The 12,707-nt window shown below is 42.1% G+C and carries 9 protein-coding genes; 1 reads left to right on the plus strand and 8 read right to left on the minus strand.

What is annotated here, in order from left to right; genetic code table 11:
• Positions 1-65: 65 nt before the first annotated feature.
• Positions 66-2,984 (minus strand): FAD-binding and (Fe-S)-binding domain-containing protein, encoded by a 2,919-nt coding sequence (locus tag ACFQ3Q_RS09300; RefSeq protein ID WP_380745088.1) that lies wholly within the window; start codon positions 2,982-2,984, stop codon positions 66-68.
• 143 nt (positions 2,985-3,127) lie between these two features.
• On the opposite strand from ACFQ3Q_RS09300, the gene ACFQ3Q_RS09305 reads away from it, so the two are divergent.
• On the plus strand, positions 3,128-3,631 hold the full coding sequence (locus ACFQ3Q_RS09305; RefSeq protein WP_380745090.1) for a hypothetical protein: 504 nt from the start codon (positions 3,128-3,130) through the stop codon (positions 3,629-3,631).
• A gap of 47 nt (positions 3,632-3,678) precedes the next feature.
• Here ACFQ3Q_RS09305 and bshA read toward each other — a convergent pair whose 3' ends face one another.
• From bshA to ACFQ3Q_RS09340, 7 genes are all read right to left on the minus strand, one after another.
• On the minus strand, positions 3,679-4,809 hold the full coding sequence (gene bshA / locus ACFQ3Q_RS09310; RefSeq protein WP_380745092.1) for an N-acetyl-alpha-D-glucosaminyl L-malate synthase BshA: 1,131 nt from the start codon (positions 4,807-4,809) through the stop codon (positions 3,679-3,681).
• Between the two features lie 4 nt (positions 4,810-4,813).
• On the minus strand, positions 4,814-7,735 hold the full coding sequence (locus ACFQ3Q_RS09315; protein WP_380745094.1) for a glycoside hydrolase family 3 N-terminal domain-containing protein: 2,922 nt from the start codon (positions 7,733-7,735) through the stop codon (positions 4,814-4,816).
• Complete coding sequence (locus ACFQ3Q_RS09320; RefSeq protein WP_380745096.1) at positions 7,735-8,220, minus strand: ABC transporter ATPase; 486 nt, start codon at positions 8,218-8,220, stop codon at positions 7,735-7,737. Before ACFQ3Q_RS09320 ends, ACFQ3Q_RS09315 begins: the two co-directional genes overlap by 1 nt.
• Before the next feature lie 88 nt (positions 8,221-8,308).
• Positions 8,309-9,100 (minus strand): (Fe-S)-binding protein, encoded by a 792-nt coding sequence (locus ACFQ3Q_RS09325; RefSeq protein ID WP_380745098.1) that lies wholly within the window; start codon positions 9,098-9,100, stop codon positions 8,309-8,311.
• 59 nt (positions 9,101-9,159) lie between these two features.
• Positions 9,160-10,497 (minus strand): 4Fe-4S dicluster domain-containing protein, encoded by a 1,338-nt coding sequence (locus ACFQ3Q_RS09330; protein ID WP_380745099.1) that lies wholly within the window; start codon positions 10,495-10,497, stop codon positions 9,160-9,162.
• A 6-nt stretch (positions 10,498-10,503) separates the two neighbouring features.
• On the minus strand, positions 10,504-11,454 hold the full coding sequence (locus ACFQ3Q_RS09335) for an MlaD family protein (protein WP_380745100.1): 951 nt from the start codon (positions 11,452-11,454) through the stop codon (positions 10,504-10,506).
• Between the two features lie 54 nt (positions 11,455-11,508).
• Positions 11,509-12,627 (minus strand): N-acetylmuramoyl-L-alanine amidase family protein, encoded by a 1,119-nt coding sequence (locus ACFQ3Q_RS09340; RefSeq protein WP_380745102.1) that lies wholly within the window; start codon positions 12,625-12,627, stop codon positions 11,509-11,511.
• Positions 12,628-12,707: the final 80 nt, after the last annotated feature.

Consider the following 12,707-nt stretch of genomic DNA (forward strand, 5'->3'; position numbering starts at 1 on the left):
ATTAGAGGGCTAATATAATTTTTTTAGAAAAAAATGTATTAATTCATCAAAGGTTTCACAAAACTTTAAGTAAGTGCTTCCCTTAGGATACTAACCGGGTGTTTAGCTATTTTACTTGTCCCGTCATATATCTGATGCCTGCAGCTTGTTCCGTTTGCTGAAATAATGGTATCCTCAGGAGCCTTCCTCACGGCCGGGAAAAGGCTCTGTTCTCCAATAGCCATACTTACTTCGTAATGTTCCTTTTCGTACCCAAAGGAACCTGCCATTCCACAACAACCAGAAGGGATTATGGTCACCTTGAAGTTCTCCGGAAGATTTAGGATCTCAAAGGTGTGTGAGGTATTGGATAGTGCTTTTTGGTGGCAGTGCCCGTGAACCTTGATAGTTCTTTTTTCCGTGGAAAAGGAAGAGGCCCGGATATTACCTAAAGCGATCTCCTTTTTGAGGAATTCCTCTATGATAAAGCAATTCTTGCTTAATTCTTCAGCTTCTGAAGGTTTATCAGCAAGGCGTAAATATTCATCCCTAAAGCTTAGAATTGCTGAAGGCTCCAGACCAATTAAAGGTGTATCTTCGGAGATCAGATCCTTAAAAATTTCAATATTCTTATTGGCAAGAACTTTAGCTTCATCTAAAAAACCTTTGGAAATATAGCTTCTGCCACTTTCTTCATGTTTTACAAACTCAACCTGGTAGCCAAGTTGGCTTAAAAGCTCTAAGGCATCAATTCCTATTTCGGCATCAAGGTAGTTGGTGAATTCATCATTAAAGAAATAGACGGTTTTAATAGGATTGGAAACCATCAGGCGGCTGCTGTTCTTTCTATGATACGCTTCCAGGGTTTGTTTAGACAGTTGCGGCAGGCTTCTTTCTGAAGCTACTCCAAGTGTTTTCTTAGCAATTGAAGAGGTAACGGAATTCTTAAAGAAGAAGTTTGCCAGGCCGGGAGCCTTTGAAGCTATACTGTTCATTTTGGTATTATTGGCAAAGGCTTTGCTTCTCCTGGTTACTCCGTTGGCCTTTTGGTACTGGTATTGAAATTCGGCTTTTAAGGCAGCGACATCTACATTAGAAGGGCATTCGCTCTTACAGCCTTTGCAGCTGATACAAAGGTCAAATACTTCCTTGAGTTCTTCATTATCAAACCTGTTCGGTTTTTCTGAATTGGTAAGGAATTCCCTTAAAGCATTAGCCCTTGCGCGTGTGGTATCCTTTTCATTTTTAGTAGCCCTGTAGCTGGGGCACATCGTCCCACCCGCTTCGGCCGATTTTCTGCAGTCCCCGCTACCGTTACATTTTTCAGCAAGCCTTAAAATACCCTGGGAATCCGAAAAATCCATCAGGGTTTTTACCTCCGGCTCACTCCTGTCTGGCGTATACCTCAGGGAAGTATCCATTGGCGCCGCATCTATGATCTTTCCTGGATTAAAAATATTCTTTGGATCAAAAGCCAGCTTAATATCCTTAAGGATCTTGTAGTTATGGCTCCCGATCATAAGTTCTATGAATTCGGCTCTTACCCGGCCGTCACCGTGTTCCCCGCTCATAGAACCATTATATTTTTTAACCAAATGGGCTACATCTTCAGTAATACTTCTAAAGAGCTTTACTTCTTCAGACTTCTTTAAATTTAAAATAGGCCTTAAATGGATCTCTCCTGCCCCGGCGTGGGCATAATAGACCGCATCCTGACCATAATTCTTCATAATCCCGGCAAATTCTGAAATATAGTCTGCCAGGTAAGGCAAGGCGACCGCGGTATCTTCGATACAGGCTACGGCCTTTTTATCGCCAATGATATTCCCAAGAAGGCCGAGTCCCGCTTTTCTCAGTTCCATAGCCATTTCTATCTGCTCCCCCATCAGTACAGGACTGGCATAACATAAGTCGGATGCATCAAGGCTTTTAAGTAAGTTTTTGGTTTGCACCTGCAGGTCTTCCTGATCATCAGACCTTAATTCCAGCATTAAAATAGCCTTGGGGTCACCTTCAATAAAGAATCGATTATCCTTGTATTTAAGGCTTTGCTTGGTACAATCAAGAATGGTCTTATCCATCATTTCGCAGGTGAATAGCGAATGTTTCATCACCGGGACCACTGCCTGCATACAATGCTCTATGCTTGAGAAATGGGCAGCCACCATTGCCGATTTTGGTGGTTGCAGGTCGTCAAGCTGAAGAACAATCTCAGTAGTAAAGGCTAAAGTCCCTTCACTTCCGGATAATAGTTTGCAGATATTGAGCTTTTCAGAAGTTTCTTCTGAAAAAATTTCCGAATAGATCAGTTCATCTATAGCATAACCGGTATTTCTGCGGTGAAGGCTTCTGGGTGGAAACTTCTTTATGATCTCCTTCTTATTCTCTTCAGTAGAAAGTTTTTCATTCAGTTTTCGATATATATCACCTTCCAGGCCATCCAGCTTAAGTTTTTCCTGAAACTCTTCCGCTGCAAGCTCTCCGAATTCTGCTTCACTCCCGTCGCTAAGAATAGTTTTCAGGGAAATAAGTTTATCCCGTGTGGTTCCGTATTTAATAGAGGTGGTTCCGCTCGAATTATTACCTACCATTCCTCCTATCATACATCGGTTAGAAGTTGATGTATTTGGCCCGAAAAAGAGCCCATAAGGTTCCAGAACCCGGTTAAGGTCGTCCCTTATCACCCCGGGTTGCAGCCTTACGGTTTTCTTTTCCTTATCGATATCAATGATGTCAGTGAAATGCCTGGAAACATCTACTACGATTCCCTCTCCCACACACTGGCCTGCAAGGGAAGTCCCGGCTGTCCTGGGAATAAGTGAAGTATTATTATCTGTAGCGAATTTAATAAGGCGTTTAATATCCTCATTGGTCTTTGGGTAGCATACGCCTAAAGGCAATTCCCGGTATACCGAAGCATCGGTGGCGTAGATAGATCGCCAAAGATTATCGTAAAACAACTGACCTTCAATCTCCTGACTAAGCTGGTTAAGTTTTTCCTCCATAATGAACCGCTAAATTTAAGGAATTTCAGCAAATACGCTTAACAGATTTTTAAACAAAATTAACAATAGATTGGCGTGACACAGCGTTTCCTTATAGACTTTACGCCTAAATTTGTTACACTAAATCTAAAAATGAATCTAAAATGAAAAAGTTATTTTTATTAGCTGCCTTCCTTACAGGAGCTACATTTTTCAGCAATATGCAAGCCCAAACGATAGCCGATAATGCCATTGGTCTTAGACTTGGTGGTGGTGACGGGATTGGAGCTGAAGTTTCCTACCAGCGAGCGCTTGGTGGTGACAACAACAGGCTTGAGCTGGACCTTGGATGGAGAAATGACAATAATTTTGATGCTTTCAAACTTACCGGCCTTTATCAATGGGTATGGAATATCGATGGCGGATTCAACTGGTACGCCGGTGTTGGTGGTGGTATTGGGAGTGTTGACGTGCATCCTGAATGGAAAGATAGATGGGATGACAGCACCTTCCTTTTTGTTGCAGGAGATATTGGTATCGAATACAACTTTGATATCCCGCTGATGTTATCTCTGGACCTGAGACCAGAAATTGGTTTCTATAATGATGATTCGGTGCTTAATGATTTTGCTCCGGACGTTGCTTTGGGTCTTAGATACCAGTTCTAAAGAAATTAGAAGGAAAGAAAAAGGGTGGAAAAATTTCCGCCCTTTTTTTATGCCAGCTTTAAGGCTTTTTCGTAAAGAGCCTCGTACTTTGGAACAATCTCTTTAATATCAAATCGCTGTGCTGCCTCGTAGGCATTATGCTTAAATGTTTGAAGAGTTGCTTCGTTTTCCAGGATAGAAATCCCGTTGGCCGCCATTTCTTCAACATTTCCTACATCACTCATGTACCCTGAAACTCCCTGAATATTCACTTCTGGAAGTCCGCCGGAATTCGTGGAAATAACAGGCACTCCATTCACCATAGCTTCCAGCGCTGAAAGCCCAAAACTCTCCCTTTCCGAAGGCAGAAGGAAAAGATCTGAAAAACTCAGGATCTTATCTATTTCGTGACTTTCCCCAAGGAATAATACTTTGTCTTCAATCCCGAGCTCTTCAACCATATCTTCTGCTCTTTCCTTTTCCGGTCCCTCTCCTACCATCATTAGTCTTGCCTTGATCTTCTTCTGAATTTCAAAGAAAATCCTGATCACATCATCTATACGCTTAACTCTCCTGAAATTACTGATATGAGTGATGATCTTTTCATCTTTTGAAGCCATCATTTCCCGCTGACAATCGGTAAAAGATTTCCTGTCGTATTTACTGATGTCTATAAAGTTCGGGATCACCTCTATTTCTTTTGTGATATTAAAGAAATCCAGGGTATCATCTTTCAGACTTTTAGAAACCGAAGTAACAAAATCACTGTTGTTTATGCTAAAGTTTACCGCAGGCTTGTAGAAAGGGTGGCGGCCCACCAGGGTGATATCGGTTCCGTGAAGGGTGGTCACCATTGGAAGATAAATACCTTCTTCTTCCAGCATTTTCTTTGCCATATAGCCAGCATAAGCGTGCGGAATAGCATAATGCACGTGCAGTACCTCTATCCCGTGCAGTTTCACCATATTTACCAGCTTACTACTTAACGCAAGCTCGTAAGGCTGGTAATGAAAAAGCGGATATTCCGGAACGTGAACTTCGTGAAAATGCACACTGCTGGATAGCTGGTCCAATCTTACGGGTTGCTTGTACGTAATGAAGTGAATTTCGTGGCCACGCTTAGAAAGGGCTAACCCAAGTTCTGTAGCAACAACCCCGCTACCTCCAAATGTGGGGTAACATACTATGGCTATTTTCATCAGATTAAAAATCTATAGATTCATATATAACTTCCTGTATTCTCGACCTAATATCTTCCCTTATAAGTTTCCTGTTAGTGGAATCCGGGAAAGTACGGTTAGACAAAAATACGTAAACTATTTCTTCAACAGGATCTGCCCACACCAGTGTCCCTGTAAATCCACTATGTCCAAAACTGGCCATAGACACGCAACCACAGGTAGGGCCAACCTTTTCGAGTTGTGGTTTGTCGAAACCCACACCTCTCCTTACATCTTCTTCGCAGTAGTAACAGGTATTGAACTTAGATATAGTTTCAGGTTTAAAGAATTCATCGCCCCCATAACTTCCTCCATTTAGGTACATCTGCATAATTTTAGCCACATCATTGGCATTACTGAACAAACCTGCGTGACCTCCAATTCCTCCTTGCATTGCAGCTCCCTGGTCGTGAACATAACCCTGCACTTTTTGTCGCCTCCATAATTTATCGATCTCGGTTGGCACTATCTGTTCCGGAGAAAAGCGTTCTATGGGCAAATATCCGGTATGGTATGACCCCAGAGGTTTATAAAATTCCTCCTGCGTTAGCTTATGCAAGGTAGAATCATAATAGTTTTCAAGATAATATTTTAAAAGATAAAAAGGAAGATCACTGTACCTGTATTCCAGTTGTTCTTCAAGCTCACTATCTCGTATAATACTTACAATGGTATCCTGCATATCGTTCCTGATATACATCTCGTCAGCCACCTTAGTGCTAAATTCTGAAGTAGCTGAATCCTTATAATACAGGCGAGATGGCTTTTTTGTAACCGGATCTATAGTTGGCACATAAAAAGGGATCCAGCTCTTAAAGCGGGCATAGTGCATTAACATATCCTGAAGCCTGATATGCTCTTTGTTGGAGTTTTTTAGAGAGGGAATTAATTCTCCCAGGTTGGTGTCAAAATCTATTACTCCCTCTTCCACTTGTTGCATCACAAGCGGTAAAGTTGCCAGAATCTTTGTAACTGAAGCAAGGTCGTAAACCGAAGTATCGGTAACCGGGGTTTTCTCTTCGTAGGTGTGATAACCCACATTCCGCTGAAAAACGACCTTTCCTTTCCTTGCGACCAGCATCTGGACTCCAGGCGCCATCTTTCCGTCTATAGCTTCCCTGAGAATGGTATCAATCTTTCTAAGTTTATAGGAGTTAAGCCCGACACTTTCAGGAGAACCGTATGCTAATCTTGTAGCAGGGGTAAAATAACCCGTACCGGCAGGAAACTGGTTACCAAGACTAACTGACAGCTTTCCTTTTGCTTCTATCCCTCCAAAGATTACCTGGGCTGTCTTTTGTTGCGCAACCCGATTGTTCTGGTATCCCAGTAAAATCCCTTCAAATTGTGAAGTCGTCTTTAAATCCAGTAACGCGTATGGTCTTGTGAATACACTAAGTATAGTCTCATTACTTCTGGCAATGGCCTGTATCCAGGTGAGTTCATTCTCAGAGAATTTGTACGAGGACCAAGGGCTCCTGTCCGGTTTATGAAAGCCAATAATCACTTTGGTGTAATCTTCAAGCTTGTTAAGAAGACTGTCTAAATTCGAAGATCTTACCCAGTCTACCTTAGCATACTTCCTTAACTGATTCAAAAACGGGCTCCCTTCGGCATCACCAAAATTAACATAGGCGATCTTTTGTTCATCCAGGTCCTTTATGGGAAGAAGTCCGGAATTGTTCTTAACAAGGGTGATCGCATTTTCGGTTAATTCTTCAAACAGAACACTGTCCTTAACCGTGTTCAGTTCTTTATAGAGAAATGAAGTATCTACAGGTTTTAGGTTATACAGGCCAGCCTTGTATTTCGCAGCAAGGATCTTTTTTACGGAAGCCTCCAGTCTCTCTTCAGTAATCAGGTTCTCCTGGTAGGCCTCATTTAATTTTTCCACTGCAGCGGGTACATCCTCAGGCATTAAAAGAACATCATTACCAGCAAGAAAAGCTTCCACCTCCAGATCTCCACTGTTCAGATGATTGGAGGCTCCTTTCATATTTAGGGCATCTGTAAAAACAAGACCTTTAAAACCAAGGTCTTTTTTCAATAAATCTGTGATTACCGGTTTCGATAATGAGGACGGCAGGTCTTTTTCTTTTGTAAATGCAGGCACATTAAGATGGGCAGCCATAACCCCTGATATATCACGCGCAATTAGTTCCCGGTAAGGGTAAAGTTCAATATTCTTTATCCTTGATCCTGAAAAGGAAACTGAAGGAAGGGTTTTATGAGAATCACTGTCAGTATCACCGTGCCCGGGAAAATGTTTGGCAACGGCAATGATCCCTTCTCTTTGCATTCCCTTTAAAAACGCGATCGATTTATTTGTTACATTTTGCTTGGTTTCCCCGAAAGACCTGTTCCCGATAATAGGATTCTCGGGATTGGTGTTGATGTCTACTACAGGTGCAAAATTAATATGCACCCCCAGCCTTTTAGCGTGTCTTGAAATTGCTGCGCCAGCCTTTTCAATCAAATATTCATCCTGAATAGCTCCCAGGCTCATATTCCAGGGAAGAGCAAATGTTGAATCGAGCCTCATAGCCAGCCCCCATTCTGCGTCCATCCCTATAAGCAGGGGCACTTCAGTTATTTCCTGAAATTCATTGGTAAGAATGGCTTGTTTCTTTGGAGTCCCTCTGGAAAAGATGACTCCGCCAATATGGTTTTCCCTGATATTCTTTCTTACACTGTCAATATACCTTTCGGGGCCACCGGATTCTACGCTTAGCATAAGAAGCTGACCAATCCTTTCTTTAGGCGTCATTTCAGAATACAGGCTATCCACCCATTTTTGCTGAGCTGAAAAGTCAGGTGTGGTAAGCGGGCCCACCTGGGCAGATAAGTTCAGTGTAAAAAAGGCTAGAAGAAGAAAGAGTGATGTAGGGGCTGCTCTTAATTTCATTAATTCATAAAGCGATTATGCCAGCTTTCTGCTGCAGGTACTTCCCAGGCTTCAAGGTATTCACCCTTATTATTTACCAGGTTGTTGAACACTATGGTCTTTGGGGAAACGGCTTTGTTCTTTGCCATCTTCTTGAAATCGGCAAGGCTTTTATACGCCACGAACTCTCCTTGCTTATAAGATACGTTCATCTTATCGAGAAGATCAACCCCATATTCCTTTTCCAGGTTCTGAATAAACTGAACGGAAGCATCTATTGAGCAACCTGTAGCTGCATTCAAGTCCTGGTCTAAGGCAAGGATGATAAAGCGTTTATACCTGATCTCATAGGAAGCTTTCAGGGAGCCACCGTGAGCGGTCCACTGTTCTATGAATTGCTCTAATTTGGCTTTTATTTCCACCAGTTCTTCATCGGTAAAAGAACGGTTGGCCTGATAGATCCATATCCTTGAACTATCGGGTAAAGTATCGAATTCTACGTACATAAGGTGCTTAAATTAAACTGCTACAAAGCTAATTTATTTAAGGCTTAGCTTCAAAAATAGTAATGGCTTTAACTTTTAATTGAGGCTGTTAAAGATCTTCAGCATTTGCAATAAGTTCAGCGACATCCATAACAGCAATGTCGTCCTCCTTATCCTTGCCTTTAACCCCATCTGTCATCATTGTATTGCAGAAAGGACAACCTGCGGCAATAACCTCCGGTTTTACTTCCAGAGCCTGTTCGGTTCGTTCGATATTAACATCTTTATTACCCGCTTCCGGCTCCTTGAACATTTGTCCTCCTCCGGCACCACAACAAAGTCCGTCCCGCTTGCATTTCTTCATCTCTACAAGTTCCACTTCAAGTTTGCGAAGCAGGTCCCGGGGAGCTTCATACTCATTGTTTGCACGGCCAAGGTAGCAAGGATCGTGAAAAGTAATTCTTTTCCCTTTGAATTTTCCACCCTCAACTTTAAGCTTGCCCTCATTCAGGAGAGATTTCAGGAACTGGGTATGATGCATCACATCATAATTACCGCCCAAAGCAGGATATTCATTTTTAAGGGTATTAAAGCAATGAGGGCAGGCCGTAACCACTTTTTCAATTTCGTAGCCGTTAAGCACCTCAATATTGGTTGCTGCCTGCATCTGAAAAAGGAATTCATTACCGGCTCTCTTGGCAGGATCTCCGGTACAACTCTCTTCAGTTCCTAAAACGGCGAAATCCACACCGGCTTTGTGTAATAATTTTACAAAGGCTTTCGTGATCTTTTTGGCGCGATCATCAAAACTACCGGCACAGCCAACCCAAAATAGAACTTCAGGTTTTTTGCCTTCGGCCATATATTCTGCCATTGTTGGAACCTTGATTGCTTCTGCCATAATACTTTTGTTTAAAAATCTTATTATCAGGTCTGCTCTTGGGCAGACTTAAATGTTTTTTAATTCTCTTTTGCCCAGTTAAGGCGATCCATCTGGTTGTAAGGCCACGGAGCACCGTTGTTTTCAATATTGGTCATCGCAATGGCCAGTTCGTTTGGAGCTGCACTCTGCTCCATTACCAGATACCTTCTCATATCAACAATAATAGATAATGGGTCTATTCCCACAGGGCAGGCCTCCACGCAGGCGTTACAGGTGGTACAGGCCCAAAGTTCTTCTCTCTGGATATAATCGTCAAGAAGCATCTTACCGTCATCCTCAAATTTGCCGTTTTTATTGATGTTCTCCCCTACTTCCTCTAAACGGTCCCGCGTATCCATCATTATCTTACGAGGAGAAAGTTTCTTCCCTGTCTGGTTGGCCGGGCATTCAGCCGTACAGCGGCCGCACTCGGTACAGGTATAGGAATTAAGAAGCTGAACCTGGTTAAGGTCCATTACATCTGAAGCTCCAAATTTTTCCGGTTCGTCGCCTTCATCTTCAGCGGGAGCCGCAAACGGATCGGCATCGGGATCCATCATCAACTTTACTTCGTTAGTAACTGCCTCAAGGTTATCAAGTTCTCCTTTAGGCTGAAGTTTTGAATAGTAAACATTCGGAAATGCCAGCAGAATGTGCAGGTGTTTCGAATAGTACAGGTAATTCAGGAAAAACAGGATCCCTAAAATATGAAGCCACCACGCAGCTCTTTCAATAATTACAAGTGTAGCGTTACTAAACCCGTCAATTAACGGCAGTAAGAATTGGCTTATAGGAAAAGAACCTGTAATACCGGCTTCCTGTGCATAATGCGCAGCACCATTCAACTGAAGCTGATAGTCTGCAGCGTTCATTGTAAGGAAAAGGGCCATAAGGACCATTTCAAAGTAAAGTATATAATTAGCGTCGTTCTTAGGCCAGCCCTTCATTTCACGACTCCAGAATCGCTTAATCTTATTAATGTTTCTTCTTGTCCAGAAAACAATAACCCCCACAAGTACCAGAAAGGCCAATACTTCAAAAGATGCGATGAGTGCATCATAAAAACCTCCCATAAAAGACAGGATACGGTGAGTGCCAAATAGACCATCTATAATGATCTCCAGAACTTCAATATTGATAATCACAAAACCTACGTAAACAATAACGTGAAGAAAACCTGCCACGGGTTTGCGTACCATTTTGCTCTGGCCAAGCGCAATTCTTGCCATTTTATTGAAACGTTCTTTGGGATGATCTGTTCTGTCAATCTTTTTTCCGAGTTTGATATTACGGATCAGTCTGCGAACATTACGTACAAAAAAGGCTATTCCCGCCACCAGGGCGACTAAGAATAAAATTTGAGCAAGAATTTGCATAGTTGGTTATTTTAAAGAATCCTTTGGTGGTTCATAAGGCGCTGGTTTCTTCCCAAATAAAGAGAAACGAACATATCTTCTTGGATTCAGTTTGATGTCTTGCAGAAGTTGTTCCAGCTGTTTTGTAGCTCTGTCAAGGTTATTATACACCTTATCGTCATTAAGCAGTTTTCCTGCCGTGCCCTCTCCGCTGGAAAGCTTATTGGAAACCTGTTCAAAATCGGCGATCACATTCTCAAGATTGGTTGTCATCTGTTTAAGATTCACCTGGGATAGCGTGTCGCTAAATTGGTTAAAATTAGTGGACATTTCATCGAGATTGGTGAAGGTTCTGTCCAGTTTTTGCTGATTGCCCTCAACGATATCTTCAAGGGCTATTGCGGTTCCTTTAAAAGAACTTACGGTCACACTAAGATCTTCAAATGTATTTTGAATATTATGACGGGTACTGTCATCAAGCACCCTATTAAGTGAGCTAAGCAGAGAATCGGCACTAACCACGGTGTTCTCAAGTTTTTCCTGAAGAGGGGTCAGTCTTTCATTCACCAGTTCCATTATCCCGGTATCGGTTCGACTCTTCAGCGTATCTCCGGATTTAGCCACACTTGCTTCATCGTAGGTAGGTATAACCGCAAGAGATTTCCCGCCAATAAGCCCTCCTCCGTAAACTTCAGCTATACTGTTCTTTGAAAAAGGAAATTCGTTCTCTACGGTAAAGGTTACAAGAAGTTTACCTTCCCGGTTAAGGAAATCTATATTGGTAACCTGCCCAACTTTAAGCCCGTTAATGGTTACGGCTGAAGAGGGTGATAAGCCTTCTACATCATCATAAACGGCATAAAAAGTCCTGCTGTTCTCCAGGAGATTCTTCCCCTTGAGGAAACTATAACCGAAAATAAGCATTAGGATAGCAACTATAGCTAGCAGGGCGGTCTTAACCTCTTTAGTAAATTTCAAAAGCTATTTTTTTAGGATATGCACAAATTTAGAAATAAAAATAGAAAAGTGCCCCTATTTAAGCTTAGATTTTAACGCCTCATTAACTGTAATCTTCCTTCCATCCTTAAAGGCAACGATATAGCTTGACGGATATCCCTGTTTTTGAGCCCGCTGGTGTAGCTCCTGAATCTTCATATAGTTTGAAGTATCTCCAAGGTAATATTTAAATAATTTACCTTCTTTCTCCCTCATTACGTTTTCCAGACCTTTAAAATTATAAGGTTTTGTATCCAATTTAGAAGAGCCTGCAGCCAGCTGAACTTTAAAGGTCACCCCGTCATAAACCGGGTCTTTTCTCTGTTCAATTCCGGCATTGCCTTCCGGATGATGTTCAGAGATGTTGCTGAGAGTATTAAGGTTAATAGATTCACTGTAATCCATAATTGCACTGGTAATAGCGCCTGCTATCTTCGACCTTCCGTTGGTACTGTTCAGAAAAGCCCCTTCATGGTCGTTGGTAAGGAAACCGGTCTCAATAAGTACGCTGGGCATATATGTTTGGTGAAGCACAATGAACCCTGCCTGTTTCACCCCCCTGTTCTTTCTTTTCAGGTTATTGGTAAACTTTTTTTGGACAAGGTCGGCCAGGATAATACTCTGGTCAAGGTAGGATTCCTGCATGATGGTAAGACCAATAAACGATTCAGGCGAATTTATGTCGAAATCGCTATAGGTAACCTCATAATTTTCCTCAAGATAGATCACGGAGTTCTCCCGCTTTGCAACTTCAAAATTGGTTTCATTCCTGTGAAGACCAAGCACAAAAGTCTCTGTCCCGTAGGCCTGTGAACTGTGGGCGTTGCAATGAACGGAAACAAAAAGGTCGGCATTGGCATTGTTGGCGATCTCCCCTCTTTTTTCAAGCGGAATAAACACATCAGAATCCCTGGTGTACACTACCTCTACACCTTCTTGTTTTTCCAGTTCGGCTCCCACCTTAAGAACAATACTTAAAGCGATATCCTTTTCACGATATCCGTTCCCGATGTTACCGGTATCTTTTCCGCCGTGGCCGGCATCAAGAACAACTACAAACCTGTCTCTGGGAGGTTCTGTACAGGGGTAAGCATTTTGGCTAAAGCCGATTACAATTGTAATTAATACGAAAAGATTAAGTAAGTTCGTTCTCATAAATACGTAACGCTAGATTGGGCTGTTTATTTTAAGTACTATTTTTCCCGGGTTCACAAATAACAACCGGAAAAATATAT

It is taken from the genome of Salegentibacter chungangensis (genome assembly GCF_042678405.1).
Taxonomy (GTDB): Bacteria; Bacteroidota; Bacteroidia; order Flavobacteriales; family Flavobacteriaceae; genus Salegentibacter_A; species Salegentibacter_A chungangensis.

Coding starts and splice junctions, on each gene's coding strand:
- ACFQ3Q_RS09340 (WP_380745102.1), bottom strand. CDS start 12,627: ATGAGAACGAACTTACTTAATCTTTTCGTATTAATTACAATTGTAATC.
- ACFQ3Q_RS09330 (WP_380745099.1), bottom strand. CDS start 10,497: ATGCAAATTCTTGCTCAAATTTTATTCTTAGTCGCCCTGGTGGCGGGA.
- ACFQ3Q_RS09315 (WP_380745094.1), bottom strand. CDS start 7,735: ATGAAATTAAGAGCAGCCCCTACATCACTCTTTCTTCTTCTAGCCTTT.
- ACFQ3Q_RS09300 (WP_380745088.1), bottom strand. CDS start 2,984: ATGGAGGAAAAACTTAACCAGCTTAGTCAGGAGATTGAAGGTCAGTTG.
- ACFQ3Q_RS09305 (WP_380745090.1), top strand. CDS start 3,128: ATGAAAAAGTTATTTTTATTAGCTGCCTTCCTTACAGGAGCTACATTT.
- ACFQ3Q_RS09320 (WP_380745096.1), bottom strand. CDS start 8,220: ATGTACGTAGAATTCGATACTTTACCCGATAGTTCAAGGATATGGATC.
- bshA (WP_380745092.1), bottom strand. CDS start 4,809: ATGAAAATAGCCATAGTATGTTACCCCACATTTGGAGGTAGCGGGGTT.
- ACFQ3Q_RS09325 (WP_380745098.1), bottom strand. CDS start 9,100: ATGGCAGAAGCAATCAAGGTTCCAACAATGGCAGAATATATGGCCGAA.